A 25177-nucleotide genomic window follows, 5' to 3' on the forward strand; every position below is an offset into this window, starting at 1 on the left:
CCTCACTCGAAGTAGCACTGGATCGTCCCGAGCGGGCCGTAGTCGACGCTGAACGTGTCGCCCGATCGCGCCGCGCACGGCCGCGTGAACGAGCCGCCGAGCACGATCTGCCCCGGCTCCAGCGCGACGTCGAAGCGCGACAGCCGGTTCGCGAGCCATGCGACGCCGTTCGCCGGATGGTTCAGCACGCCGGCCGCGACACCCGTTTCCTCGACCACGCCGTTACGCGACATGATCGCCGCGACCCAGCGCAGGTCGACGTCCTGCGGCCGCACCGGCCGGCCGCCGATCACGACGCCCGCGTTCGCCGCGTTGTCGGCGATCGTGTCGAACACCTTGCGCGGGCGTTTCGTGTCGGGGTCGATCGACTGGCTGCGCGCGTCGATGATCTCGAGCGCCGGCACGACGTAGTCGACCGCGTCGTACACGTCGAAGATCGTGCAGTTCGGACCGGTGAGCCGCTTGCCGAGCACGAACGCGAGCTCGACCTCGACGCGCGGCACGATGAAGCGGCCGGTCGGGATCGTGCCGCCGTCTTCGAAGAACATGTCGTTGAGCAGCGCACCGTAGTCGGGCTCGTCGATCTGCGACGTATTCTGCATCGCCTTCGACGTGAGGCCGATCTTGTGCCCCTTCAGCGTGCGGCCTTCCGCGAGCTTGAGGGTCACCCACGCGCGCTGGATCGCATACGCGTCGTCGATCGTGATGTCGGGATGGTCGAGCGAGATCTGGCGGATCTGCTTGCGCTCGCGCTCGGCGTCGTGCAGACGCTGCGCGAGCTGGTCGATGATGGCGGGTTCGAGCATGGTTGGATCGGGAATGAGGTTCAGCCGGCCCGCTTGTAGCGGGCGTGAATGTTGTTGTGCTTGTACGAGCCGCTTTCGCTGAACTCGGTCAGCTCCATCGACAGCGCGAGATAGCGTTTCGCGTAAAGGTCGGCGAAATGCGCCTTGATCGCGTCGAACAGCGCGTCGCATGCGGCTTTTTTCTGCGCGTCGGTGCGGCCCGAGCCGATCTTCAGCGTTACGTGGACGAATGCGTCGTCCCCCGTGCCGTCGGCCACGCAGTAGTCCTGCAGTTCGATCGCGCGCGAGCGGATGCCGCCGGTCGGGAACACGCCGCCCTGTGCGATCAGCGACGCGTTGATCGTGTGCAGCAGCACGGGGATGCGCGCGTCGTCGCGGATGTTCGCGGTGTATTCGACGACGATATGAGGCATGGCTAATCTCCGGTCGATTGCTTGGCAGACTGCGGCGCTCAGGCCAGCGGGAAGATCGCGTTGATCTGCCCGGTGCCCGAACTCGCGAAATAGTCGGTGACGATCTCGACGGGCTTGTCGTAACGATCCCAGCCGAGCAGTCCGAGCAGCATCGCCGTGTCGTGCATCCCGCCTTCGCCGTGGCAATGCGTGTTGTACTCGGGCAGCATCGCGCAGAAGGTCTTGAAATCGCCCTGCTTCCACAGCTCGACCACGCGCAGGTCGACCTGCCGGAAGAATTCGCGGCTGATCTGGTGGATCGATTCCTCGGGGCTGCCGTTGTCGTTGAAGCGGTGCGACAGCGAGCCGCTCGCGAGGAACGCGACGTTCGAATCGCTCTTCTCGATCGCTTCGAGCAGCGCCTCGCCGAAGCGGCGGCTTTCGTCGAGCTGGTGCCACATGCACCAGCCGGCGATCGACACGACCTTGAAATGCTGGTCGGCGTTCATGTAGCGCATCGGCACCAGCGTGCCGTATTCGAGTTCGAGGCTGTCGATCTCGTGCGCGCGCGTCGCGATGCCGCGCTCGGTGGCCGTCTCGGCGATCAGCCGGCCGAGCGCCGGATTGCCCGGATACGCGTACTGCATGTCGCGGATGAAATGCGGCAGCTCGTTACTCGTGTAGGTGCCCGAGAACCGGGCATTGCAGTTCACGTGATAGCCCGCGTTGACAAGCCAGTGCACGTCCGACACGACGATCGTGTCGACGCCGAGCGCACGGCAGCGCTCGCCGATCAGCTGGTGGCCGCGGATCGCCGCCTCACGGCAGCCGTGATGCTTGCCGGGCAACTCCGACAGGTACATCGACGGCACGTGCGTGATTTTCGCGGCGAGGGACAGTTTGCCCATCGTTCAGTCTCCGTATGGTTCTTGCAGCGAATCGTCGCGTCGCGCGCCCGTCACACGCCCCAGCGCGGAACGTGATGCGAACCCATCGAGATGCACACGTTCTTGATCTCCGCGAACACTTCGAAACTGTATTCGCCGCCTTCGCGCCCGGTGCCCGACTCCTTCACGCCGCCGAACGGCTGGCGCAGGTCGCGCACGTTCTGGCTGTTCACGAACACCATGCCGGCCTCGATCCCGCGTGCAAGGCGATGCACCTTGCCGACGTCCTGCGTCCAGATGTACGACGCGAGGCCGTACGCCGTGTCGTTCGCGAGCCGCAGCCCTTCGTCTTCGTCCTCGAACGGGATGATGCAGGCAACCGGCCCGAAGATCTCTTCCTGCGCGATGCGCATCCGGTTGTCGACGTCGGCGAACACGGTCGGCCGCACGAAGTTGCCGTTGCGCAGATGGTCCGGCAGCCCGGCCGGCTTGTCCGCGCCGCCCGCGACCACGCGCGCGCCCTCCTGCTCGCCGATGCGGATGTAGCCCGTCACCTTCTCCCAGTGCTGGCGCGTGATCATCGCGCCGAGGTTCGTGCCCGGATCGGCCGGATCGCCGACCACCAGGTTGTTCGCGCGGCGCGCGAATTCCTGCACGAAGCGATCGTAGATCGTGCGCTGCACGAAGATCCGCGAGCCCGCCGTACAGCGTTCGCCGTTGATCGAGAAGATCGTGAACAGCGACGCGTCGAGCGCGCGATCGAAATCGGCGTCGTCGAAGATCAGCACCGGCGACTTGCCGCCGAGCTCCATCGAATACTTCTTGAGACCGGCGCGCTCCATGATGCGCTTGCCGGTGACGGTGCCGCCGGTGAACGACACCGCACGCACGTCCGGATGCCGCACGAGCGCGTCGCCGGCGGTTGCGCCATAGCCCTGCACGACGTTCAGCACGCCGGGCGGAATGCCGGCTTCGAGCGCGAGCCGGCCGAGCTGGTCGGCCGTCAGCGGCGACAGCTCCGACATCTTCAGCACGGCCGTATTACCGAGCGCGAGACACGGCGCCGTCTTCCACGTCGCTGTCATGAACGGCACGTTCCACGGCGACACCAGCGCACACACGCCGACCGGCTGGTACAGCGTGTAGTTCAGCATCTGGTCGTCGACCGGGTACGTGCGCCCGTTCATCTGCACGCACACTTCCGCGAAGAAATTGAAGTTCTCGGACGCGCGCGGAATCAGCTGCTTGCTCGTCTGCGCGATCGGCAGCCCGGTATCCTGCGTTTCCAGCGCCGCAAGCATCGGCACGTTCTTCTCGATCAGCTCGCCGAGCTTGCGCATCAGCTTCGCGCGCTCCTTCGCCGGCGTGTTCGCCCACTTCGGAAACGCTTCCTTCGCCGCGCGCACGGCCGCATCGACCTCGGCCTCGCCGCCCGACGCAACGTCGGTGATGACTTCGCCCGTCGCGGGGTTCAGCGTCGTGAAGGTTTCGCGGCTCTCCACTTCACGGCCGCCGATCCAGTGCTTGATGGTCATGTGCTCTCCTTGGGCGACGGGCTCAGCCGGCGCGATAGTAGTCTGCTTCGCCGACGATCGTGTTCACGAGCCGGCCGATTCCTTCGATTTCGGTCACGACCTCGTCGCCCGGCTTCGTGTCCGCCAGCCCCTCGGGCGTGCCGGTCAGGATCAGGTCGCCCGGCGAGAGCGTCATGAAGCCGCTGATGTGCTCGATCAGGGCCGGCACGTCGAAAATCATGTCGCGCGTGCTGCCGCGCTGCGTCTCCTGGCCGTTCACGGTCGTGCGCAGCGTCAGGTCGCCCGCGTCGCCGATCTCGTCGCGGCTGACGAACCACGGCCCGAGCGGCGTGCAGGTGTCGCGATTCTTCACGCGCAGGTTCGGGCGGTAGTAGTTCTCGAGATAGTCGCGGATCGCGTAGTCGTTCGCGACCGTATAGCCGGCCACGTAGTCGAGCGCCTGCGCGCGGCTCACGTTGCGCGCGGGCCGGCCGATCACGACGGCCAGTTCGCACTCGTAGTGCATGTGCGTCGCATCCGCCGGACGCACGGTGCGCGACCGGTGGCCGACGAACGTGTTCGGCCCCTTCAGGAAGATCAGCGGCTCGCTCGGCGCCTTGAACGCGAGTTCCTTCGCGTGGTCGGCGTAGTTCAGGCCGAGCGCGAACGTCGTGCGCGGTGCGACGGGCGGCAGCCACGACACCCCATCCTCGGCGACCACGCGCCCCGTATCGAGGCGGATCGTGCCGTCGCCGGCCGGTTCGGCGGCATGCAGTGCGCCGTTGTAGATCACGCGCGCCGTCTTCATCGTGCTTCCTCCGCAATCAGCGTGTGCCGCAACGTGCCGATGCCGGCCGCGGCGATCTCGATCGTGCTGCCCGCGCGGGCGCGCGGCGCGCCGCCCGCGACGCCGAGCAACAGCACGTCACCCGCGTCGAACGACATGAAGGCCGTCACGTCGGCGATCAGTTCGCGCACCGGGCGGATCAGCGTCGCGGTCGACGCGGAAACGGCCACCTCGCCGTCGATCCGTACCGTCAGGCCGATCGCGTCGATATCGCCGAGCGCGGCGACCGGCACGATGGCCGGCCCCAGCGGGCAGAACCCGTCGCGGCACTTGAAACGCACGGCCGGACGGTAGTAATCGGGATGCGGCACCGACACGTCGCTCGCGAGCGTGAAGCCGTGCACGTAGTCGAGCGCCTGCGCGGCCGCCACGCGCGTCGCGCGCCGGGCGAACACGACGGCCACCGATGCGCCGATCTCCAGCGCGTCGACGCCGGCCGGCACGACGACGGCAGCCCCGTCGGCCGCATGCGTGTTGGCGGGCTTGATGTACAGGATCGGCGCCTGCGGCGGGCGGCCGTAAGGCGGTGCGTTCACGGCGTCGCCGAGCGCGTCGAGCGCCGCGCGCTCGTTGAGCAGCGCGCCGTAGACGGTACCGATGGCGACCGGCAACGGCGGCGCCGCGGCGGTCGTGCAAGACAGCTCCATGCGTCATTCCCCTGCCGCGCGTCGCGGCGCATCGTCAATAGTTAATATCTTAAGTAAACAATCGGGCGCTGGCAACCTCAATTACCCTGATACGCGAAATTCACCACCTCCGGCTGTTAAGATTGATGCGTCCCCGTCCTCTACCCACCCCGATGAACCGTACGCTCGACCATCGCAACCTGGCCATGCTGCTGCTCGAGGCCCGCGAAACGCTGATGGGTCTGTTTCGCCCCATTCTCAAGGAATTCGCGCTGACCGAACAGCAATGGCGGATCATCCGCGTGCTCGACGGCGAACCGGCGCAGGCGCTCGAAGCGGGACAGATCGCCAGGCGCTGCTGCATCCTGAGCCCGAGCCTCACGGGCGTGCTGGAACGGATGGAGCGCGACGGCCTGATCACGCGCACGCGCGCGCAGGAAGATCAGCGCCGGCTGCTGGTCAGCCTGACGCCGCAAAGCAGGAAACTGGTGACGGAAATCGGTCCGCGCATCGACGAGCAATACCGGCAGCTCGAGTCGCGCTTCGGCCAGGACGGCCTCGAAGACATCTACCGCGCGCTCGACCGGCTCATCGAGCTCGGCGGCCACGCGTGACACCGGTGCCCGTTCCCGCCATGCGCGGGAACGGGCACCGGCCTTGAAGCACGGCGGTCAGTGGATCTCGCCGCGGATCAGCTCGGTCACGGCCACGCCGCGCGACGTGCGCATGCACTCCTCGACGTAATCGATGAACGGCAACGGCTCGAAATCGATTTCGTCGCGTACGCGGCGGTTGTCGAACACGCGATCGACCGTCGCGAATTCCCCGCAGCGCTGCAACGCGCGGCCGATCACGCGCTCGAGCGCCGGATCGGGCCGCCCGAGCACGTCGCGCACCACGAGCGGCAACTCGGCCGGTGCGCACGCCGCGTAGCGCGGCGCCCCCGTCATCCCCGCCGCCTCGTCCATCGCCCGCACGATCTGCGCGACCTGCGGCGCTTCGTCCCCGGCCGACACGTGATAGACGTCGTGCGCGAGCGTCGGCTTGACGGCCAGCAGCATCGTCGCGCGCGCCACGTCGTCCACCGACACGATGTCGATGCGCGTCATCGGGCGCGCGGTGAAGCGGCGCGCGGCATGCGCAAGCCGGAACATCCAGAACGAATTCGGCGCGGGCCGCGTGCCGAGCACCGTATGGCCGACCACATGCGACGGCCGGACGACGACGAGCGGCAGCCCGAGCGCGCGCAGGCGCTGCTCCGTTTCCGCCTTCGCGTGCAGGTAGTCGGCCGCGAGCACCGCGCCCGGCAGGCCTTCGTCGTTGTGCGCCGCGTCGTTCGACGCATCGTCCAGCGCTTCCTCCTGCACGATCCCGCCACGGCCCGCATGCGCATAGGCCGTGCCGACGTACACGAAGCGCTGCAGGCGCGGCGCGCGCGCAAAGCGTTCGGCGAAGCGCACCGCATCGGCGATGTCGGCCTGCAGGTGCACGCCGTCGGCCGGCGACGCATGGCCGGCGCAGTGAATCACGTGCGTCGCACCGGCAAGGCGCGGCGCATCGGCGCCCTGCCACACGTCGCCGAGCGCGCCGACAATCACGTTCGCATCGGTCAGGCGCGATGCCCAGTACGGCGCGAGCCCCGCGCGCAGCGCCGCTTCGCGCAGCCGCGCGACGGCATGGCCGCGGTCCTGCGCACGCACGACGCAGACGATGCGGTCGAGCAGCCCCGCATTGACGAGCGCCGTCAGCACGGTACTGCCGATGAAGCCGGTGGCGCCGGTCAGCACCAGCCGTCCGACGTTCGCCGCCGCGACCGGTGCGCTGGCCGGCGACACGAGGCTCGTCCGCCAGTTGAGCGACAACGCGGTTTTCCAGATCAGCACGATAGTCTCCTTCGATGAATCGGCCGGGCGGCGCGGCGCCCGCGGTTGCGGGCTGCGCACGGCTCACCGGCCGGGCCGGGGCTGACGCGCGCCCTGGCGGCCCCGATCGGGCATGCGGCCAGCGATCACGTCGATCGGGTCTCTGGCACGAGGCGGCGGCAGCCGCCGCGGACGGGCGTCCGCGGCACAGGATCGGGAAGTTCCCAGTGTGGGGCCCGACCGAATGCAAGTCTGTCCCGAAAGTTTCGTGAAAGTGTGCCGTTTTGTACGTGATTGTCGGAGTGTGTCGAGCCGCCCTCGCCGTCAACACGCTGAAACATCCGGTCGGGCAGCATTCGGACGACGCCGCGCCGCGTGCGTCGGCGCAGTTTCCCGCGGCGGATCGCGCGCGACAGATCGACGCGCCCCGCGGCGATGTCATCCCATGTCTCGCGCGTCGTCGATGCGCGCCTCGGCGGGGTGAGCGCCGGTCATGCCCGTCATGGCGCGGGCTTCGGGAATGACCACGAATCGTCAGACGTCGTTTCATCTGAAACCGCAATAGACTGAATACGGATTTATTGCGGATTAACACTTGCGTTTCACACCAGTCTATCTAGACTGATCAAGTCAAAACGGTCGAATGTGTCATTTTTTTAGGAGACGATCACAATGCGCCTCACCATTCGGATTAATGGCAGCGAATCGGCAACCCGGCATTCCTTCGCGGTACTGTGGGTCGACACCGACGAGGGGCTGTGGTCGCGCGAGGCACATCAAGGCATCGATCTTCCGACCTGGGGCAAGGTCCGCGACGTCGAGGGCGCAATGGCGCTCTGCGCGGCCGACAGCGGGAACGCCGTGTGCCAGCTGAAGGGGCTGTCGTTCGACGCGACGCAGCGCGAACAGGGCCCCGCCGTGCTCGCCGGCGATCATGCCGGTGCGTGGCGGCTGCAGGAAGTCGATCGCTGCACGACCCAGCCGGAATACCGCGAATTCATTTCCGTTGCGCGATAGGCATTATTGACGTGAATCGTCTGCGGTTTTCGGGTTTATTCCGGTATCAGTGATATTCATTTCGATATTCAGTATTAACGACGCCCCTTTTCGGGGCGTTTTTCATTTTCAGGCATAAAGAAATAATCGACGCGCGGGCAATTGATCGCGCTGCGTCGACGGCCGCGATCAACCGGCACCGGAATCCGCATACGCGGATCGACGCGCAGCCGCACTGCCCGCATCATCGCGTGCCGCAGCGCCGACCTCCCGCCTTCGCCACGCCGTTCCTGTCCCCGTTTCCGCGTGCGGTCGAATCGCCATTTGACGTTTTTTCACGGGGCCGGAACACACTTTCCCCACACGGTGTTTACTCATTTATTACAATCGCATTATCCAGACTGATTTGCCGCCGCCCGGCGGCCTGACCCGGCCATTGCATGAGCGTGAAAAAGAAGACCCACCCCGCCGATCCGTACGCGGCTGCGACCAAGAATCCGATGCTCGCGTCGCGCCTGCCGATGTGGCGCTCGAGGTTCGTCGTGATCATCGTGTTCCTCGCGTTCGCCGCGCTGATCGCGCGTGCTTTCTGGGTGCAGGTCGCGAACCAGGATTTCTACGTCGGACAGGGCCAGAAGCGCTACCAGCGCACGATCGAACTCGATGCGATGCGCGGGCGCATCGTCGACCGCAACGGCGCGATGCTCGCCGTCAGCCTGTCGACCTATGAAATCTGGGCGAACCCGAAACAGGTCGCCGATACCGACTACCCGCAGATCGCGAAGCTGCTCGACATGCCGCTCGTCGAGGTGAAGCGGCGCCTCGGCAACGAGAAGACCTTCGTGCTGCTCAAGCGGCAGGTCGACGCCGATACCGCGGGCCGCCTCGACAAGCTCGCGATCGACGGCGTCACGCAGATCGCCGATTCGAAGCGCTTCTATCCGGAAGGCGAATCGGCCGCGCACGTGGTCGGCTTCACGAACGTCGAGGACAAGGGCCAGGAAGGCGTCGAGCTCGCGGCGAATGCGCGTCTGCAGGGTACGTCGGGGCAGCGCGAGGTGATCCGCGACCGGCTCGGCCGCATCGTGTCGGACACGCGCCCGCTCGTCCCCGCACAGCACGGCGCGACGATCGAACTGACGATCGACCGCCGGATCCAGCAGCTCGCGTACAGCCAGCTCAAGGCGGCCGTCGTCGAGAACAACGCGGAGGCCGGCAGCGTCGTCGTGCTCGACGCGCAGAACGGCGAGATCCTCGCGCTTGCGAACTACCCGACCTTCGACCCGAACGACCGCGCGCGCCTCACCGGCCAGCAGTTGCGCAACCGCGCAGTGATCGACACGTTCGAACCGGGCTCGACGATCAAGCCGCTCGTCGTCGCACTGTCGATCGACGAACGCAAGGTCACGCCGAACACGATCATCAACACGTCGCCGGGCACCTACAAGATCGGCCCGGCCGTGATCCACGACACGTCGAACCACGGGTCGCTGACGGTCTCGCAGGCGCTTCAGAAATCGAGCAACGTCGCGCTCGCGAAGCTCGCGCTGAACCTGCCCGCCGAAACGATCTGGAACAAATACCAGGAGTACGGGATCGGCCGCGCGCCGGAACTGACGTTCCCGGGCGTCGCGTCGGGCCGGCTGCGCGGCTACAAGCGCTGGCGGCCAATCGAGCAGGCAACGATGGCGTACGGCTACGGGCTGTCGATGTCGCTGCTGCAGATCGCGCAGACCTACACGGCCTATGCGGGCGACGGCACGCTGCACCCGGTGTCGCTGCTGAAGAACGGCACCGACCAGCAGACGATCGACGCGCATCGCGGCCACCGTGTAACGTCGCCTCAGACAGCCGCGTCGATCCGCTCGATGCTCGAGATGGCGGTCGGCGAAGGCGGTACGGGCCGCCGCGCGCGCGTCGACGGCTACCGGATCGGCGGCAAGACGGGTACCGCGCGCAAGCAGGTCGGCGCAACCTATGCAAAGGGCAAGTACCGCGCGCTGTTCGCCGGGATGGCCCCGATGAGCAACCCGCGCCTGATCGTCGCGGTGATGATCGACGAGCCGCGCGGCAAGGGCTACTACGGCGGCACCGTGGCCGGCCCGGTGTTCGCATCGGTCACGAGCGGCTCGCTGCAGTTGCTCGGCGTGCCGCCCGATGCACCGGTCGAGCCCGAGAAGAATGCACCGGCGAAGGCCGCCGCGCCGCAGAAGACGGTAGCGGCGCCGAAGGCAGCGGTTCCGCCGAAAACGGCTGCCTCGCAGAAGCCGTCGGCACCGCTCAAGACAGCCGTGCATGCCGGCACGGCCGCACCGGCAAAGGCTTCCGCCGCTAGCTGAAGCAAGCTGAAACATCCGCACGGGCGATGCGGCACGCGCGTCGCCCGTACATTCGCCGCCCCGCCCGTCCCACTCTCTAGGAACACGCTGCATTATTTGAGCGTTCCCGCTGCGTCCTCCTACAATTTTTTCGCGCCGCAGGCGGCCTTGCCTGCGCGCCGGACTACAAAAACGGAGAGAGACGCATGCAATTCCACTGGAAAACGCTCGTGCTGGCCTGTGCGGGCGTCACGCTGCTGGGCGGCGCCCCGGCCCGCGCCGCCGATGCCGCCGACGTGAAAATCGGCTTCCTCGTCAAACAGCCGGACGATCCGTGGTTCCAGGACGAATGGCGCTTCGCCGAGCAGGCAGCGAAGGAAAAGCATTTCACGCTGATCAAGATCGCGACGCCGAGCGGCGAAAAGGTGTCGACGGCACTCGACAGCCTCGCCGCTCAGAAGGCGCAAGGCGTGATCATCTGCGCACCCGACGTGAAGCTCGGCCCCGGCATCGCGGCAAAAGCGAAACGGGCGGGGATGAAGCTGATGTCGGTCGACGACCAGCTCGTCGACGGCCACGGCGCGCCGCTCCCGGGCGTGCCGCACATGGGCATCTCCGCATACAAGATCGGCCAGCAGGTCGGCCAGGCGATCGCGGACGAAACGAAGCGGCGCGGCTGGAATCCGGCCGAAGTCGGCATCATCCGGATCGCGTACGACCAGTTGCCGACCGCGCGCGAACGCACGACCGGCGCGGTCGACGCGCTGAAGGCCGCCGGCTTTCCCGCCGCGAACGTGATCGACGCGCCCGAGATGACGGCCGACACCGAAGGCGCGTTCAACGCGGCGAACATCGCGTTCACCAAGCATGCGAACTTCAAGCGCTGGGTCGCGTTCGGCTCGAACGACGACACGACGGTCGGCGCGGTGCGCGCCGCCGAGGGGCGCGGCATCGGCGCGGACGCGATGGTCGCGGTCGGCATCAACGGCAGCCAGGTCGCGCTCAACGAATTCGCGAAGCCGAAGCCGACGGGCTTCTATGGCTCGATCCTGCTGAATCCGCGCCAGCACGGTTACCAGACGAGCATCAACATGTACGACTGGATCACGAAGAACCAGGCGCCGCCGCCGCTCGTGCTGACGTCCGGCACGCTGATCACGCGCGACAACGAAAAGCAGGCGCGCGCCGCGCTCGGCCTGTGAGCCTGCCCAAGGAGCCGACATGACACGCACCACCCTCGTGACGGGCGCCGCCGGCGGTATCGGCCAGGCGCTGTGCCGCACCTTCCTTGCTGCCGGCGACCACGTGCTCGCGCTCGATCGCGACCGCGCGGCGCTCGACCGCTTCATCGATACGCTCGGCGATGCACGTGCGACACCGGTCGTCGACGACCTGACCGATGCCGAACGGCTGCGCTCGACACTCGAATCGCATCCGCCGGCCGACGTGCTCGTCGCGAATGCGGGCACGGCCGCATCGACCACGCTGCGCGACACGACGCCCGCCAGCTGGCGCACCGATCTCGATGCGAACCTGACGGCCACCTACGTGAGCGTCGAAGCCGTGCTGCCGGGCATGCGTGCGAGCCGGCAAGGCGCGATCGCGATCATCGGTTCGGTAAACGGTGTGCACGCGCTCGGGCATCCGGCCTACAGCGCGGCCAAGGCCGGGCTGATCAGCTACACGAAATCGCTCGCGATCGAATACGGCCGCGACGGCGTGCGCGCAAACATCGTGCTGCCGGGCACGTTGAAGACGCCCGCGTGGGAAGCGCGCGTGCAGCGCAACCCGCAGGTGTTCGAGCAATTGAGGAAGTGGTATCCGCTCGACGATTTCGCGACGCCCGACGATGTCGCGCAGGCGGCGTTGTTCCTGTGCTCGCCGGCCGCGCGGATCATCACCGGCGTCGCACTGCCGGTCGACGGCGGCCTGCTGGCCGGCAATCGCGTGATGGCGCAGGAACTGACGCTCGAGACGTTCTACTGAGACTGAAGCTGAAACACGCAGGGCCGGCGGCCGCCCGGGCCGCCGCGCCCTGCCCGGTGCGCGATGCCGCGCACCGTCAATGCGCGGCCGCGACCGGCTTCGCCATCCGGCCGAGCACGTGCTCGGTCATCCCGCGCGCGAGTTCGGTCTCGCCCATGAACACGGTGCCGATCCCTTCGTTCGACAGCAGCGCGGCCTCGTCGCCGCTGTTCGTGCACAGCACGACCTCGAGCGTCGGGTTGAGCGTGCGCGAGATCTCGACGATCTGCCGCACGTCGAACACGTCCGGCAGCGTGACGACCAGCATCCCGGCCCGCGCGATATGCGCCTGCACGAGCACGATCGGCTCGATCGCGTCGCCCGACACGGCGGCAACGCCGTCCGCGCGCAGCTTCTCGACGAGCTCACGGTTCTGCTCGACGACGACATACGCGATCCCGCGCTCGTCCAGCGCATGCGCGATCCGCGTGCCGACCTTGCCGTAGCCGACGATCACGACCTGCCCGGTCAGATGTGTCTGCGGCGTCGACATCGGCAGCGCGGCGAGCGGATCGTCGCGCGCCTCGAGCCTGCGCGCGAACGCCGAATGCTTGCGGATCCATGCGAGCGCCGGGTCGATCATCGCGAACAGCAGCGTGTTCATCGCGATCGAGATCAGCGCGACCGCCAGAATCAGGCTCTGCCCCTCGGCCGACAGCAGCCCGAGCGCACGGCCGAGCCCCGCGAGGATGAACGAGAATTCGCCGATCTGCGCGAGGCCCGCGCCGACCGTCAGCGCGGTGTTCAGCGGATAGCGGAACGCGATCACGAGCGCGACCGCCGCGAGCGTCTTGCCGATCACCACGATCGCCGCGACCTCGATCACGTGCAGCGGCTCCGCGAGCAGGATCTTCGGGTCGAACAGCATGCCGACCGAAATGAAGAACAGCACCGAGAACGCGTCGCGCAGCGGCAGCGTCTCGTCGGCCGCGCGCCGGCTGAATTCCGACTCGCGCATCATCATCCCGGCAAAGAACGCGCCGAGCGCGAACGACACGTCGAACAGCTTCGCCGCGCCGAACGCGATGCCGACCGCGGCCGCGATCATGCACAGCGTGAACAGCTCGCGCGAGCCCGTGCGCGCGACGAGCCACAGGATGCGCGGAAACACGCGCTTGCCGACCACGAGCATCAGCGCGATGAACGCCGCGACCTTCAGCATCGTGACACCCAGCGTGCCCCACACGCTGCCGCCGGCCGCATGCGCGTCGCCGGGCGGCGTGCCGCCGAGCAGCCCCGCGACGGGCGGCAGCAGCACCAGCACGAGCACCATCACGAGATCCTCGACGACCAGCCAGCCGACCGCGATGCGCCCGTTGACCGTCTCGACGAGCCCGCGCCCTTCGAGCGCACGCAGCAGCACGACGGTACTCGCGACCGACAGCGCGAGCCCGAACACGAGCGCCGCACCGATGCTCCAGCCCCACGTGAGCGCGAGCCCGCCGCCGAGCAGCGTCGCCACCGTGATCTGGACGATCGCGCCCGGCAGCGCGATCTTGCGCACCGCGAGCAGATCGCCGAGCGAGAAATGCAGGCCGACGCCGAACATCAGCAGCATCACGCCCACTTCCGCGAGCTGCTGTGCAAGCGACAGGTCGCCGACGAAACCCGGCGTGCCGGGGCCGATCACGATCCCGGCGAGCAGATAGCCGACGAGCGGCGGCATTTTCAGCAGCGACGCGAAGTAACCAAAGACCATCGCGAGACCGAAACCGGCCGCGAGCAACGCAATCAGGCTGACGTCATGAGGCATCCCCCCTCCCAAGTTCTTGTAACTATTTAGTAAGGTTCAAGAGTGAAAGGATAAGGGATGAGGCGGAAGAATGGCGCGCAGCCGCGAAAATTTCACGTGGCGGCGCGCCTTTGCAGGGTGCAACCCCGGCGAAGCGGCAGGTGCCCTGCGGCCCTGCCGGCGCGCTGAAACGGGTCGGACAGGCGGGGCTGTCGCCCCGCCGTCCGCGTCAGCGCGACGCTTGCGGGAACCGCGCGCCCGGCGGCGGTTCGGGCCGCGTCGACGGCACGCTCTTGCGCACCTTCGCGACCTGCGCGGCCGTCACCGGCGCGCCCGTATTGCCCCAGCTCGTGCGCACGAAGTTCGACACGTCCGCGACTTCCTGGTCCGACAGGCGCCAGCCGAACGGCGGCATCGTGAAGGTCGACGGCGCGGTGCGCGTGCCCTGCAGCGCGCTGCCTTCCAGCACGACATGGATCAGCGAGGTCGGATCGTCGCCCTGCACGACCGGGTTGCCGGCGAGCGCCGGGAACACGCGCGTGTAGCCGTGGCCGTCGCTGCGGTGGCAGGCCGTGCAGTTGTCGCGATAGACGGCCGCGCCCGGCTTGCTCGCGTCGCCGGCCTGCAGCGCCTTCGCGGCAGCCGCGTCGTACACGTGCGGCTGCTCGCCCTGCACGCGCGGCGGCAGCGTCTTCAGGTAGCGCGCGATCGCGTTCAGGTCGTCGTCGGTCATGTGCTGCATGCTGTGGCCGACCACGTCGGTCATCCCGCCGAATGCGGCCGTGCGCAGCGTGCGGCCCGTCTTCAGGAACTGCACGATCTCGGTTTCGTTCCACGTCCCGAGGCCCGTGCGCGGCTCGCCGCGCAGGCTCGTCGGCACCCAGCCGTCGATCGCCGCGCCGCCGGCCAGGAAGTCCGGGCCGTCCGCGTCGGTCAGCCCGCGCTCCTGCATCGTCGGTGCACGCGGCGTGTGGCACGCGCCGCAGTGGCCGAGACCCTGCACGAGATACGCGCCGCGCGCGACCACCGGATCGGTGTACGGCGCCGCGTCGAACGCCTTCGGCGAAGGCGCGAACATCTTGCGCCAGATGCCGAGCGGCCAGCGCATCGACAGCGGCCATACGATGTCGACCGCGCGGTTCTCGTGCTCGACGGGCGCGACGCCGTGCATGAAGTACGCGTACAGCGCCTTCATGTCGTCGTCGGTCAGCCGCGCATACGACGGGAACGGCATCGCCGGGTACATGGTGTCGCCGTTCTTGCGCACGCCTTCGCGCACCGCGCGCGTGAAGTCCTCGTAGGTCCAGCCGCCGAGGCCCGTCTTCGGGTCCGGCGTGATGTTCGTCGAGTAGATGCCGCCGATCGGCGTGTCGAACTTCAGCCCGCCCGCGAACGGCTTGCCGCCGCTCGCGGTGTGGCACGCGATGCAGTCGCCGGCGCGCGCGAGGTATTCGCCGCGCTTGATCAGGTTCGCGTCGGCGGACTGGGCCGCCGGCGCAGCCGCCGGGCCGGAAGCCGCCGCGGGTGCTGCCGGTTGTGCAAACGCGGTCGTACCCGCAAAGCCGAACGCAGCCCAGGTTGCGCCGGCCGCCAGTGCGCGCCGCAACGGGGACATGCGGCGCGTGGCGAGGGTGTTCATCGGCCTCTTCATACGGTCACCAGCGGGGCAGGATTCTTCAGGTATTGCTCGCGGATCGCACGTGCCGACCAGTAGGCCAGCGCCGCGATGATCCCGGTCGGGTTGTAGCCGATGCCCTGCGGCAGCGCGGAGGCGCCCATCACGAACACGTTGTGCACGTCCCAGCACTGCAGATAGCGGTTCAGCACGCTCGTCTTCGGGTCGGTGCCCATGATCGCGCCGCCGACGAGGTGGGTCGTCTGATACGCGCGCGAATCGAAGTGCTTGCCGAATTCGCGCGTCGACACGCCGATCGTCTTCGGCCCCATCGCTTCCGCGATCTTCTTCATCTGCCCGGTCACGTACTGCGCCATCTTGATGTCGTTGTCCTTCCAGTCGAAGGTCATCCGCAACAGCGGCTGGCCGTACGAATCGCGATAGGTCGGATCGAGGTCGAGATAGACGTCGCGGTACGACATGTTCGAGCCGTGCGCGTCCATCGAGATCGTGTGCGCGTAGTTGTCCTTGACGGCCTTCTTCCACGCCGAGCCCCACTGCGGTGTGCCGGCCGGTGTCGCGATGCCGCTGATCGGCTTCACGCCGGCCTGGTTCACCCACAGCGGCGAACCGCCGACGAAGCCGAGCGGGCCATGGTCGAAGTTGTCCGCGTTGAAGTCGTCCACCGCGACGCCGTTGCCGCCCGCGCCGATGAACGGGTTCGTGTAGGTGTCCTTGTCGAAGAACGCCTTGATCGTCGACAGGTTCTGGTACGCGAAATTGCGGCCGACGACGCCTTCGCCCGAGACCGGGTCGTACGGCTTGCCGATGCCCGACAGCAGCAACAGGTGCACGTTGTGGTACTGGAACGCGGCCACGATCACGAGATCGGCCGGCTGCTGCACTTCGCGCCCGGCCGGATCGACGTAGGTCACGCCCGTCGCGCGCTTCTTCGTGTCGTCGAGGTCGACGCGCAGCACGTGGCACTTCGAGCGCAGCTCGAAGTTCGGCGCCTGCTTCAGCGCGGGCAGGATGTTCAGGTTCGGCGACGCCTTCGAGTACATGTAGCACGCATAGCCGCTGCAGTAGCCGCAGAAGTTGCACGGGCCCATCTGCACGCCGTACGGGTTCGTGTACGGGCCCGACGTGTTCGCCGACGGCAGCCGGTACGGATGCAGGCCGAGCGACTGGGCCGCATCGAAGAAGCGCTGCGCCGAATACGTATTGAGCTGCGCCGGCAGCGGGAAGTTGTCGCTGCGGTTCGCTTCGAACACGTTGCCGTCGCCGACCACCTTGCCGCCGACCTTGTACGCCTGACCCGACGTGCCGAACACCTTCTCAGCGAAATCGAAATACGGCTCGAGCTCGTCGTAGGTCACGCCCGTGTCCTGGATCGTCATCCCTTCGGGGATGAACTTCTTGCCGTAGCGCTCTTCATAGTGGCTGCGCAGGCGCAGCTCTTCCGGCGTGATCCGGAAGTGCACGCCCGACCAGTGCAGCCCCGCGCCGCCGACGCCTTCGCCCGGCAGGAACGCGGCGAGCTGCCGGTACGGCAGCGCGGTGTCCTGCAGGCCGTGGCGGATCGACACGGTCGTCTTCGACAGGTCGAGGAACAGCTTCTTGCGGATGTTGTAGGTCAGCTCGTCGATCGTGTTCGGGTACGCGCCGTCCGGATAGGTGTCGCGATATTCGCCGCGCTCGAGCGCGACCACCTTCAGGCCCGCTTCGGTCAGTTCCTTTGCGAGAATCGCGCCGGTCCAGCCGAAGCCGACGATCACCGCATCGACGTGCGGCTTCTTTTCCGTGGCCATCAGCTGCGCTCCCCGTTGATCGAGACGGGGCCGTACGGATAGGGCTTGCCGCTCTGGTTGACGAAATCCATGAAGTCCGCGCGCGCACCCGGAAAGCCGATCATCTTCCACGCGGCCATGTCGTGATTGCCGCCATGCACCGGGTCGCAGAAGTAGCCTTCACGCGTGTTCTGCAGCAACTGGCCGAAGAACACGCCGGGCGGCACGTCGTCGATCTGCGCGCCGCCCTTCTCCAGCGCGCCGAGCACGGTGTCGCGCGTCGGCGCGTCGAGATCCGCGAACGCCTTGCCGTGCGCCTTCTCGCAATAGCGGTTGACGGCCGCGATGCCGAGCCGGTAGATGTCGCGCGGCAGCAGCTTCAGCTGGTAGCCGAGCTCGGGCACGCCCTGCTGGAACGGCCCCTGCATGTACCACGTCGCGCCGTGCGCATACGGCGTCTCCATCTGGCGGTCGATGAATTCGGGCACGCCCGATTCGAGCGCGCCGGGGCCTTCGGCGTCGGCCGGAATGAGCCGGTCGACGGCCGCCTGGACGAACGCCCACTCCTTCGCATCGAAAAAGGTCGGCTTGTACGGGGCGCGTTCGGCACTGGCCGATGCGGCGGGCGCGTTGCCGGCGGTCGTCGCGGTTTGCGACGACGAGCGCAGGTCGCAACCGGCGACCGACGCGATCGGCACGAGCGCGACCGACGTGCGCAGAAAACGGCGACGCGAGTTGGGTTTGTCAGGTGGCGTGGACATGGTCGGATGTTGATCGTTGGGGATCGGGGCCCGGACGCGCGCACTCCGCATGCGGCACGTCCGGCACGGCAGCCATGCCGCACGCGGCCGGCCGTCCTGTTCTTTCGTGTGTTGCGCGCAACCTCGATGCGGGCGCCCGCCGTGCAATCTGCAACGGCCTGCGACGGCGCCCTCATGCAGCCGCGCATCGCGCCGGTTCCGGCGGCGCTGCGCGGATCGGCCTCTTCGTGAGCCTTATCATCTGACAAATACCGGCATCGGCCGGCATCTGCCCGTCATCGCCCATGACCCTCATTCAACTTAGACGCCGCGTTTGCCGACGGCAAGCGCAACGTGCACGACCCTCTTTCGGGTCCGGCGACGAGTGCGGTGAATTATAAATGGAACCGGTTCCATTACGAGAGGGTTCAATGCAATTCAATGCATCGAAATTCGCAACAATTGAAAAATCCGGAAGCCGGAGCGCGCAAGGATCGTGTAATTGCCGCCCCATGAAGGGGGCGAGCGGGCGATTGTTCCGCAGCAGATGTGCGGGGGCCGTCTCGTTCCGGCCACGCGGAGCAACGCGATGGCGTCGGTTTGGGCGGCGCTCTGGTAAGCTCGGCGCCTCATGAATAACCCGAAAAACAAAACACCGACGCCCGATGCGACCAGCATCAGCAAATATCTGAGCTATCTGCTGCGCCACGAACCGCAGGCCATCGACCTGCAACTCGACGCGGAAGGCTGGGCCGATATCGGCCAACTGATTGCCGGCGCCGCCCGTCACGGGCACCGGCTCGATCGCGCGACGATCGAAAGCGTCTGTGCAACCAGCGACAAGCAACGCTTCGCGCTTTCAGATGACGGCCAGCGCATCCGCGCAGTACAGGGCCATTCGACGCCGGTCGTGCAGCGCCGGTATCCAGCCGCGCAGCCGCCCGAGCGCCTCTATCACGGCACGGCGACCCGCTTCCTGGATTCGATTCGTGCGCAAGGACTGAAACCCGGCACCCGTCATCACGTCCATCTGTCGACGGACATCCGGACTGCACTGGCCGTCGGCTCGCGCTACGGCGTGCCGGTGATGCTCGAGGTCGATGCGCAGCGCATGCACCGGCAGGGCCACACGTTCTTCGTCGCCGAAAACGGCGTCTGGCTGACCGTCGCGGTACCGGCCGAATACCTTGCGCCGATCGCTACGCGTACGGACTGAACCGCACGCCGTTCACCACGGCCAGAACATCGACGCGATCGACATCGCCAGCGCCGCGCACAGTGGCGAGTAATACAGCGTGTCCATCCGCGCGAAACGCGACCCGCGAATCCGCTTGAAGAAGCCGACGTAACGGAAATCGCCGACGGCCCGCACCGCGAAGATCAATGCGAGCGCAACGACCGCGAACGCGATCGTGCCGGGATACGCGTTGCGCCCCAGCCAGCCGGCCCGCGCGGCGACCACGCACGCGCCGCCCAGCAGCGCCGCCGCGACGGCAAGCGTGCCGACGGCTGTCGGCCGCAACAGCGGTACGCCGTCCTGCTCCGGAATGGCCGCACGCTTGCCCAGCCGCCCGCCGAACGCCCAGTAGACGTGCACGAGCGCGATCGCGCAAAGCGTCGGCACGCTGAAATACGCACCGGTCATGTCGGTCAATGTCCTCGTCTCGTTGTGTGTCGTTCTGCCGGAACGGTTCCGGCGCGCGGCCCCGGCCGCGACACGCATGACGATACCGAAACCCGGCAACGCGTGCATTGCGACCTCCGGTCGCAACCCGTGGCAGCGCATGGTGCGATGCAGTGCGCACGCATCGTTGCGCGGGCCGGTCGCTTGACTTCCCTCCGCACGCTACTACCCTGTTATTCCAGTACGGTGGTCGGCATGCCGCTGCGCAACCGGCTTCACGCACGACAACGATAACGAAGGCCATGGAGACGACTCATGCAGATCGGTGTGCCGAAAGAGATCAAGAACCACGAATACCGCGTCGGCCTCACGCCGGCCGGCGCGCGCGAACTCACGCGGCACGGCCATCGCGTGCTCGTGCAGCGCGGCGCGGGCAAGGCGATCGGCCTGCTCGACGACGACTACACGGCCGCGGGCGCGTCGCTCGGCGACAGCGCCGACGAAATCTTTGCGCGCGCCGACATGATCATCAAAGTCAAGGAGCCGCAGCCGGCCGAATGCGCGATGCTGCGGCGCGGCCAGATCCTCTACACGTACCTGCATCTCGCGCCCGATCCCGACCAGGCCGCCGCGCTCGTGAAATCCGGCGCGGTCTGCATCGCGTACGAAACCGTGACGGGCCCCGGCGGCGGCCTGCCGTTGCTCGCGCCGATGAGCGAGGTTGCGGGACGCATGTCGATCCAGGTCGCGGCGACCCACCTCGAAAGCCCCCGCGGCGGCCGCGGCCTGCTGATGGGCGGCGTGCCCGGCGTCCCGGCCGCGCATGTCGTCGTGCTCGGTGCGGGTGTCGTCGGCACCGGCGCGCTGCAGATGGCGGTGGGCCTCGGCGCGCGCGTCACCGTGCTCGACAATAACGTGAACCGGTTGCGCCAGCTCGACCTCGTGTTCGCCAACCGGATCGCGACCGTCTGTTCGAATGCGCATACGGTCGACGAAGCCGTGCGCGATGCCGACGTCGTGATCGGCGCGGTGCTCGTGCCGGGCGCGTCGGCGCCGCGGCTCGTCACGCGCGACATGATCGCGACGATGCGCACGGGCGCGGTCGTCGTCGACGTCGCGATCGACCAGGGCGGATGCTTCGAGACGTCGCATGCGACGACGCACGCTGACCCGACCTTCGTCGTCGACGGCGTCGTGCACTACTGCGTCGCGAACATGCCGGGCGCGGTCGCGCGCACGTCGACCTTCGCGCTGAACAACGCGACGCTCGGGCATGCGCTCGCGCTCGCCGACAAGGGCTGGAAACAGGCGATGACCGACGATCCACATCTGCGTGCCGGGCTGAACGTCTGCGACGGACACATCACGTACGATGCGGTCGCCCTGGCGCTCGGCCTGCCCTACGTACCGGCGGCCGGCGTGCTGGCATGACCGTGCCGGCGTGACCCGAACGCACGGCGTGCGGCCCGTGCCGCAGCCCGCGTTCACGCGCCCTTCGACCGGCTCCGCTTCGCCCCGCCGCCCGCGCCCATCGTGCGGGCCAGCAACGGCCGCAATTGCGCGAGTGTGCGCGTGTTCAGCACATCCTGCCGCGTGAGCCAGCCGCGTCGCGCCTGATCGACGCCGTACGCGAGCGTGTCGAGTTCGTCGGCGCTGCACGCATCCGAGCCGATCGCGACCGGTACGCCGGCCTTCGCGGCCTCGCGGCACCAGATGTCCGGCAGATCGAGCCGCCGCGGCTGCGCATCGAGCTCGACGAAGCAGCCGCGCGCCGCAGCCTGCGCGATCACGCGCGGCACATCGAGCTCGCATGCGTCGCGCTCGCCGAGCACGCGGCCGGTCGGGTGCGCGAGAATGGTGAAATGCGGATGATCCATCGCGCGCAGCATGCGATCGGTCTGCGCCTCGCGCGACAGGTCGAAGCCGTCGCGTACCGCGCCGACCACGAGATCGAGCCGGCCGAGCATCGCATCGGGCACATCGAAGCTGCCGTCCTCGCGAATGCCGGCCTCCACGCCCTTGAGCAGCACGAAATCGTCGAACGACGCGTTGACGCGATCGATCTCGTCGAGCTGCCGTGCGAGCCATTCGAAGTCGTTGCGGCCGCGTCCGGCAGGCGGTGCGCGGTCGGTGACGGCCAGGTAAGCAAGCCCGCGCGCACGGGCGGCATCGGCCATCGCGCGCAGGCTGTCGCGGCCGGCCGACGCGTCGGTATGCGCATGCAGGTCGCCATGGACATGCCTGCGCTCGACCAGCGCCGGCAGCGTGTCGGCGCGCGATGCGTCGATCTCGCCGCGATCCTCGCGCAGCTCGGGCGGCACGTCGTGCAACCCGATGGCGGCGTAGACCGATGCCTCCGTGTCGCCGGCAATCCGCTCGTCACCGCGAAACACGCCGTATTCGTTGATCTTCAGGCCGCCGGCCTGTGCGATCCTGCGCAGCGCGATGTTGTGCGCCTTCGAGCCGGTGAAGTAGACGAGCGCCGCGCCGAACGCGTCGGCGTCGACGACGCGCAGGTCGACCTGCAACCCGCTCGCGAGCACGACGCTCGACTTCGTCTTGCCGTGCGCGAGCACGCGCGCCACGTCGCCGTAGCCGACGAACGCTTCGGCGACCGCAACGGGGTCGCGCGCGGTGACGAGGATGTCGAGATCGCCGACCGTCTCGCGCCGACGGCGGAAACTGCCGGCCGGCACGACCTTGCCGACACCGGCGACCGCACGCAGGCGTTCGAGCAACGGCATCAGCGCATGCGCGGCGTCGGGCAGCAGGAAGCGCTGCGGTTCGCGTTGCAGGCGGTCGTCGATCGCTTCGAGCAGATGCGCTTCGGTTTTCGCGCCGAAGCCCGGCAGCTCGCGCACGTGCCCGCTCTTCGCTTCGGCACGCAGCTGTTCGAGCGAATCGACGTGCAGCGCGTCATGCAGCGCCTTCACGCGTTTCGCGCCGAGCCCCGGCACGTCGAGCAGCTCGACGATCGCGCCCGGCAGCGCATGACGCAAGGTTTGCTGGAGTTCGCAGGTACCGGTCGCGGCGATCTCGCGCAGCTTCGACGCGAGATCGGGCCCGATCGACGGAATCTTCCCGAGATCGTCGCCGTTCGCGATCATCGTCGGGATATCGCGGCCGTAGTCGGCGATCGTGCGCGCGGCGTTGCGGTACGCACGCACGCGAAACGGATTGGCGCCCTGGATCTCGAGCATGTCGGCGATCTCGGCGAACACGGCCGCGCACTCGGCATTGTGGATCGGCATGATCGGCGTGGCTCCCTTCCACGTGGATGGCGCCGCGCGCGAGCGCGACGGCGTCTGCCCGCCCGGCATCGCATGTCGACGCTGCCGGGCGCCCGTCCATCATCGTACGCCCGCTGTGCGGCGCGTGCAGCGACGTTGCCGCCGCGACGTCAGAGGGAAGCGCGCGGCGTCGTCGCGTAGTGCCGTTCGTAGATCGACTGGCAATGCGTGCAGCGCTCGGCAGTCGGTCGAGCCAGCAGACGCTCGTAGCCGACCGAGCCGTCGCAGTCGATGCATTCGCCGTAACTGCCGTCGCGCATCCGCTGCTGCGCACGGCCGATCGCGCGCAGTTCGGTCAGCTTCATGCCGATCAATGCATGATCGACGTCGACGAACAGATCCGCGTTCGCCTCGTCGCCCTCGTCCGGCGCCGCGCCGGCCAGGTCCGCATAGGATTCCGACGCGCGCTGGTCTTCGCTCGCGCGGATCTCCGCACGCAGCGTCTGCTCGCTCTCGTTCAGCCGCTGTTTCAGCGTCTGCCGTTGTTGTGGGTCGAGCGACATGGCCGTCTCTCCTGTTCCGGGTTCCGCGCGAAAAAGTGCGGCGCGCGGTGTCGCGCCGGCGCGCGGCAGGCAGGCGTCACCGCCGCTACCGCGCCCGGATGCACGCCCGGAGACATGAAACGCCGGACGCATTCGACGCAGGATAAACCCATTGAACACGCGTGTGTTGACCGGAATCAGCGTGCCGGTTGCACATCCGGAAATCGGGGACCGACGCGAAAACACAGCGTTGCCGGTTTCCTCCGCCGCAGACGTTCCCCCGGCATCGCCCGAGCCGTTGCACCGGGCTGCGTCACCGCCCGTCAGGCATCTGCACGGAGGATGTCGAGCAACACGCGCGCCGAGCGCTGCCAACTGTAATGCCGCGCATGCTCGCGGCCCATCGTGCGCAGTCGCGCACGCAGTTCGGGATCGTCCATCACACGAGCGATTGCGGCGGCAATATCCGGCGGCGAATAGGCGTCGCAGAACAGCGCCGCTCCGCTGCAGACTTCCGGAAGGGAACCTTCGTGCGACACGATGACAGGGCAACCGCACCGCATCGCCTCGAGGGGCGGCAATCCGAATCCTTCGTACAACGATGGAAAAACGAAGCATCCCGCGTGCTCGTACAGCGCTTTCAGTTCGCCGTCGGTCACGTAGCCGGCCCATGTGACGCACGGATCGTCCTCTTTCAGACCGGCCTCCCGTACACCGAATATCTTCGCATTGGCACCGCCCGCAATCACGAAACGCACCTTCGGGTGAGAGGCCCGCATCAATGCAATCGCGGCCAGTGCACGCACGAGATTCTTGCCGGGCGCCAGCGACCCGACGAACAGCACGTAGCCGTCCGTCTCGAGATTCAGGCGCGACAGCACACCGGGATCGGCATCGATCCGGTCGATATGATCCACTGCGCCCGGCACGACGGACAGGCGTGCGGGCGGCACCCCCAGCCGCGCGGCCAGCCGTGCCCGCGAAAAATGCGACACCGTCACGATATGGCGCGCACGCCGCTTCAGGATCGAGAACGCCAAGCGGTACCACAGACGGAACGCGAGCGAATAGCCGGCCGGCAGATCGAAAATCGCCGCATCGTGAATCATCAGCAGCTGATCGCGCTTCGCCAGCGGGCCGATGTTGCACAAGCTCAGCAGGGTTCGGCCGCGCGTCGCACGTGGCAGCGTCCACTGTTCCCACAGCGCGCCGCGCCAGCGCCCGGCGGGCTGCGATCGTGCGCCGGCCGGCATGGCCGCCGGATCGTAATCGGACGGCACGACGAGCGACGGTTCGTCGCCAGCGCTCGCGATGCGTGCGAGTTCGGCGGTCAGTTCGTATGCCGCGCGCTGAACGCCGGTCATGCGCTGTGCCGTGAATTTCCCGTTGATTGCGAGGCTGGGCAACCGCGCGGTGCAAGCGGCCGGGCCGACGCTCCGTTCCGCGCGCGCGTCCTGCAATACCGGTGCGCCTCGCTCCCGAATCGACGTTGACATGATCGTGACTGTTCCGATGGCTGCGGCGCGATGAAGCGCCGCCGGACACCCCGCTGCGCGAAGTGCTGCTGTGCCGTCAGTGTGTCCGTCGCCGTCGATCCGGTCGGTACGTTCGACCGCACAACACACGGCTTT

22 protein-coding genes are annotated in these 25177 nt (G+C 67.7%); 7 read left to right on the forward strand and 15 right to left on the reverse strand.

Annotation, left to right across the window (positions count from 1 at the left end):
* Nucleotides 1-2: 2 nt before the first annotated feature.
* Genes hpaH through AC5LXK_RS25070 form a run of 6 tightly spaced genes read right to left on the reverse strand, consistent with a single transcriptional unit; the run spans nucleotide 3 to nucleotide 5093 of the window.
* Nucleotides 3-806, reverse strand: coding sequence for a 2-oxo-hept-4-ene-1,7-dioate hydratase (gene hpaH / locus AC5LXK_RS25045; protein ID WP_493391376.1), 804 nt, complete (start codon nucleotides 804-806; stop codon nucleotides 3-5).
* 20 nt (nucleotides 807-826) lie between these two features.
* On the reverse strand, nucleotides 827-1219 hold the full coding sequence (locus AC5LXK_RS25050) for a 5-carboxymethyl-2-hydroxymuconate Delta-isomerase (RefSeq protein ID WP_493391377.1): 393 nt from the start codon (nucleotides 1217-1219) through the stop codon (nucleotides 827-829).
* A 38-nt stretch (nucleotides 1220-1257) separates the two neighbouring features.
* Nucleotides 1258-2106: a 3,4-dihydroxyphenylacetate 2,3-dioxygenase gene (gene hpaD / locus AC5LXK_RS25055; protein WP_493391378.1), complete on the reverse strand. Its 849-nt coding sequence runs from the start codon at nucleotides 2104-2106 to the stop codon at nucleotides 1258-1260.
* 50 nt (nucleotides 2107-2156) lie between these two features.
* Nucleotides 2157-3620, reverse strand: a complete 1464-nt coding sequence (gene hpaE, locus AC5LXK_RS25060; RefSeq protein ID WP_493384516.1) for a 5-carboxymethyl-2-hydroxymuconate semialdehyde dehydrogenase — start codon at nucleotides 3618-3620, stop codon at nucleotides 2157-2159.
* 22 nt (nucleotides 3621-3642) lie between these two features.
* Nucleotides 3643-4407 (reverse strand): fumarylacetoacetate hydrolase family protein, encoded by a 765-nt coding sequence (locus AC5LXK_RS25065; protein ID WP_493391379.1) that lies wholly within the window; start codon nucleotides 4405-4407, stop codon nucleotides 3643-3645.
* Nucleotides 4404-5093 carry a fumarylacetoacetate hydrolase family protein gene (locus AC5LXK_RS25070; protein WP_493391380.1) on the reverse strand — a complete coding sequence of 230 codons (690 nt, stop codon included), beginning with the start codon at nucleotides 5091-5093 and terminating at the stop codon, nucleotides 4404-4406. The genes AC5LXK_RS25065 and AC5LXK_RS25070 overlap by 4 nt, the downstream gene beginning before the upstream one ends.
* A gap of 152 nt (nucleotides 5094-5245) precedes the next feature.
* Here AC5LXK_RS25070 and hpaR point away from each other — a divergent pair, with 152 nt between their 5' ends.
* A complete protein-coding gene (hpaR, locus tag AC5LXK_RS25075) occupies nucleotides 5246-5686 on the forward strand; it encodes a homoprotocatechuate degradation operon regulator HpaR (protein WP_493391381.1) in 441 nt (146 codons plus the stop codon).
* Between the two features lie 57 nt (nucleotides 5687-5743).
* Here the strand turns inward: hpaR and AC5LXK_RS25080 are convergent, their stop codons facing one another.
* Nucleotides 5744-6955, reverse strand: a complete 1212-nt coding sequence (locus AC5LXK_RS25080; RefSeq protein ID WP_493391382.1) for an SDR family oxidoreductase — start codon at nucleotides 6953-6955, stop codon at nucleotides 5744-5746.
* A 651-nt stretch (nucleotides 6956-7606) separates the two neighbouring features.
* On the opposite strand from AC5LXK_RS25080, the gene AC5LXK_RS25085 reads away from it, so the two are divergent.
* The 4 genes from AC5LXK_RS25085 (at nucleotide 7607) to AC5LXK_RS25100 (ending at nucleotide 12234) form a co-directional block, all read left to right on the forward strand.
* Nucleotides 7607-7951: a DUF3564 family protein gene (locus tag AC5LXK_RS25085; RefSeq protein WP_493391383.1), complete on the forward strand. Its 345-nt coding sequence runs from the start codon at nucleotides 7607-7609 to the stop codon at nucleotides 7949-7951.
* A 419-nt stretch (nucleotides 7952-8370) separates the two neighbouring features.
* Nucleotides 8371-10269: a peptidoglycan D,D-transpeptidase FtsI family protein gene (locus AC5LXK_RS25090; RefSeq protein WP_493391384.1), complete on the forward strand. Its 1899-nt coding sequence runs from the start codon at nucleotides 8371-8373 to the stop codon at nucleotides 10267-10269.
* Nucleotides 10270-10454: 185 nt separating this feature from the next.
* Nucleotides 10455-11450 (forward strand): arabinose ABC transporter substrate-binding protein, encoded by a 996-nt coding sequence (locus tag AC5LXK_RS25095; protein ID WP_493391385.1) that lies wholly within the window; start codon nucleotides 10455-10457, stop codon nucleotides 11448-11450.
* Between the two features lie 19 nt (nucleotides 11451-11469).
* On the forward strand, nucleotides 11470-12234 hold the full coding sequence (locus AC5LXK_RS25100) for an SDR family oxidoreductase (protein ID WP_493391386.1): 765 nt from the start codon (nucleotides 11470-11472) through the stop codon (nucleotides 12232-12234).
* Nucleotides 12235-12310: 76 nt separating this feature from the next.
* Here AC5LXK_RS25100 and AC5LXK_RS25105 read toward each other — a convergent pair whose 3' ends face one another.
* The 4 genes from AC5LXK_RS25105 to AC5LXK_RS25120 all read right to left on the reverse strand — a co-directional run bounded on the left by AC5LXK_RS25105 (nucleotide 12311) and on the right by AC5LXK_RS25120 (nucleotide 18171).
* The gene (locus tag AC5LXK_RS25105; RefSeq protein ID WP_493391387.1) at nucleotides 12311-14026 is read right to left on the reverse strand and encodes a cation:proton antiporter domain-containing protein; all 1716 of its coding nucleotides are present in this window, start codon (nucleotides 14024-14026) and stop codon (nucleotides 12311-12313) included.
* Between the two features lie 208 nt (nucleotides 14027-14234).
* Nucleotides 14235-15656: a c-type cytochrome gene (locus AC5LXK_RS25110; protein ID WP_493391388.1), complete on the reverse strand. Its 1422-nt coding sequence runs from the start codon at nucleotides 15654-15656 to the stop codon at nucleotides 14235-14237.
* The gene (locus tag AC5LXK_RS25115) at nucleotides 15653-17431 is read right to left on the reverse strand and encodes a GMC family oxidoreductase (RefSeq protein WP_493391389.1); all 1779 of its coding nucleotides are present in this window, start codon (nucleotides 17429-17431) and stop codon (nucleotides 15653-15655) included. Before AC5LXK_RS25115 ends, AC5LXK_RS25110 begins: the two co-directional genes overlap by 4 nt.
* Nucleotides 17431-18171: a gluconate 2-dehydrogenase subunit 3 family protein gene (locus tag AC5LXK_RS25120; protein WP_493391390.1), complete on the reverse strand. Its 741-nt coding sequence runs from the start codon at nucleotides 18169-18171 to the stop codon at nucleotides 17431-17433. The genes AC5LXK_RS25115 and AC5LXK_RS25120 overlap by 1 nt, the downstream gene beginning before the upstream one ends.
* 610 nt (nucleotides 18172-18781) lie before the next feature.
* Here AC5LXK_RS25120 and AC5LXK_RS25125 point away from each other — a divergent pair.
* A complete protein-coding gene (locus AC5LXK_RS25125) occupies nucleotides 18782-19366 on the forward strand; it encodes an RNA 2'-phosphotransferase (protein WP_493391391.1) in 585 nt (194 codons plus the stop codon).
* Between the two features lie 12 nt (nucleotides 19367-19378).
* On the opposite strand, the gene AC5LXK_RS25130 is transcribed toward AC5LXK_RS25125, so the two are convergent.
* A complete protein-coding gene (locus AC5LXK_RS25130) occupies nucleotides 19379-19795 on the reverse strand; it encodes a DUF3995 domain-containing protein (RefSeq protein ID WP_493394051.1) in 417 nt (138 codons plus the stop codon).
* 294 nt (nucleotides 19796-20089) lie between these two features.
* Here AC5LXK_RS25130 and ald point away from each other — a divergent pair, with 294 nt between their 5' ends.
* A complete protein-coding gene (gene ald / locus AC5LXK_RS25135) occupies nucleotides 20090-21205 on the forward strand; it encodes an alanine dehydrogenase (protein WP_493391392.1) in 1116 nt (371 codons plus the stop codon).
* A 53-nt stretch (nucleotides 21206-21258) separates the two neighbouring features.
* Here ald and polX read toward each other — a convergent pair whose 3' ends face one another.
* The 3 genes from polX to AC5LXK_RS25150 form a co-directional block, all read right to left on the reverse strand.
* The gene (polX, locus tag AC5LXK_RS25140) at nucleotides 21259-23025 is read right to left on the reverse strand and encodes a DNA polymerase/3'-5' exonuclease PolX (RefSeq protein WP_493391393.1); all 1767 of its coding nucleotides are present in this window, start codon (nucleotides 23023-23025) and stop codon (nucleotides 21259-21261) included.
* Between the two features lie 149 nt (nucleotides 23026-23174).
* Nucleotides 23175-23567: a TraR/DksA family transcriptional regulator gene (locus AC5LXK_RS25145; RefSeq protein WP_493391394.1), complete on the reverse strand. Its 393-nt coding sequence runs from the start codon at nucleotides 23565-23567 to the stop codon at nucleotides 23175-23177.
* Nucleotides 23568-23869: 302 nt separating this feature from the next.
* Complete coding sequence (locus AC5LXK_RS25150; protein ID WP_493391395.1) at nucleotides 23870-25042, reverse strand: glycosyltransferase family 4 protein; 1173 nt, start codon at nucleotides 25040-25042, stop codon at nucleotides 23870-23872.
* Nucleotides 25043-25177 lie beyond the last annotated feature (135 nt).

The sequence above is a fragment of the Burkholderia pulmonis genome (assembly GCF_984667975.1).

Excerpts from the sequence above, each read along its gene's own strand:
- hpaH (WP_493391376.1), bottom strand. The coding sequence starts at position 806 with ATGCTCGAACCCGCCATCATCGACCAGCTCGCGCAGCGTCTGCACGAC.
- AC5LXK_RS25050 (WP_493391377.1), bottom strand. The coding sequence starts at position 1,219 with ATGCCTCATATCGTCGTCGAATACACCGCGAACATCCGCGACGACGCG.
- hpaD (WP_493391378.1), bottom strand. The coding sequence starts at position 2,106 with ATGGGCAAACTGTCCCTCGCCGCGAAAATCACGCACGTGCCGTCGATG.
- hpaE (WP_493384516.1), bottom strand. The coding sequence starts at position 3,620 with ATGACCATCAAGCACTGGATCGGCGGCCGTGAAGTGGAGAGCCGCGAA.
- AC5LXK_RS25065 (WP_493391379.1), bottom strand. The coding sequence starts at position 4,407 with ATGAAGACGGCGCGCGTGATCTACAACGGCGCACTGCATGCCGCCGAA.
- AC5LXK_RS25070 (WP_493391380.1), bottom strand. The coding sequence starts at position 5,093 with ATGGAGCTGTCTTGCACGACCGCCGCGGCGCCGCCGTTGCCGGTCGCC.
- hpaR (WP_493391381.1), top strand. The coding sequence starts at position 5,246 with ATGAACCGTACGCTCGACCATCGCAACCTGGCCATGCTGCTGCTCGAG.
- AC5LXK_RS25085 (WP_493391383.1), top strand. The coding sequence starts at position 7,607 with ATGCGCCTCACCATTCGGATTAATGGCAGCGAATCGGCAACCCGGCAT.
- AC5LXK_RS25090 (WP_493391384.1), top strand. The coding sequence starts at position 8,371 with ATGAGCGTGAAAAAGAAGACCCACCCCGCCGATCCGTACGCGGCTGCG.
- AC5LXK_RS25095 (WP_493391385.1), top strand. The coding sequence starts at position 10,455 with ATGCAATTCCACTGGAAAACGCTCGTGCTGGCCTGTGCGGGCGTCACG.
- AC5LXK_RS25100 (WP_493391386.1), top strand. The coding sequence starts at position 11,470 with ATGACACGCACCACCCTCGTGACGGGCGCCGCCGGCGGTATCGGCCAG.
- AC5LXK_RS25105 (WP_493391387.1), bottom strand. The coding sequence starts at position 14,026 with ATGCCTCATGACGTCAGCCTGATTGCGTTGCTCGCGGCCGGTTTCGGT.
- AC5LXK_RS25110 (WP_493391388.1), bottom strand. The coding sequence starts at position 15,656 with ATGAAGAGGCCGATGAACACCCTCGCCACGCGCCGCATGTCCCCGTTG.
- AC5LXK_RS25115 (WP_493391389.1), bottom strand. The coding sequence starts at position 17,431 with ATGGCCACGGAAAAGAAGCCGCACGTCGATGCGGTGATCGTCGGCTTC.
- AC5LXK_RS25120 (WP_493391390.1), bottom strand. The coding sequence starts at position 18,171 with ATGTCCACGCCACCTGACAAACCCAACTCGCGTCGCCGTTTTCTGCGC.
- AC5LXK_RS25125 (WP_493391391.1), top strand. The coding sequence starts at position 18,782 with ATGAATAACCCGAAAAACAAAACACCGACGCCCGATGCGACCAGCATC.
- AC5LXK_RS25130 (WP_493394051.1), bottom strand. The coding sequence starts at position 19,795 with ATGACCGGTGCGTATTTCAGCGTGCCGACGCTTTGCGCGATCGCGCTC.
- ald (WP_493391392.1), top strand. The coding sequence starts at position 20,090 with ATGCAGATCGGTGTGCCGAAAGAGATCAAGAACCACGAATACCGCGTC.
- polX (WP_493391393.1), bottom strand. The coding sequence starts at position 23,025 with ATGCCGATCCACAATGCCGAGTGCGCGGCCGTGTTCGCCGAGATCGCC.
- AC5LXK_RS25145 (WP_493391394.1), bottom strand. The coding sequence starts at position 23,567 with ATGTCGCTCGACCCACAACAACGGCAGACGCTGAAACAGCGGCTGAAC.
- AC5LXK_RS25150 (WP_493391395.1), bottom strand. The coding sequence starts at position 25,042 with ATGTCAACGTCGATTCGGGAGCGAGGCGCACCGGTATTGCAGGACGCG.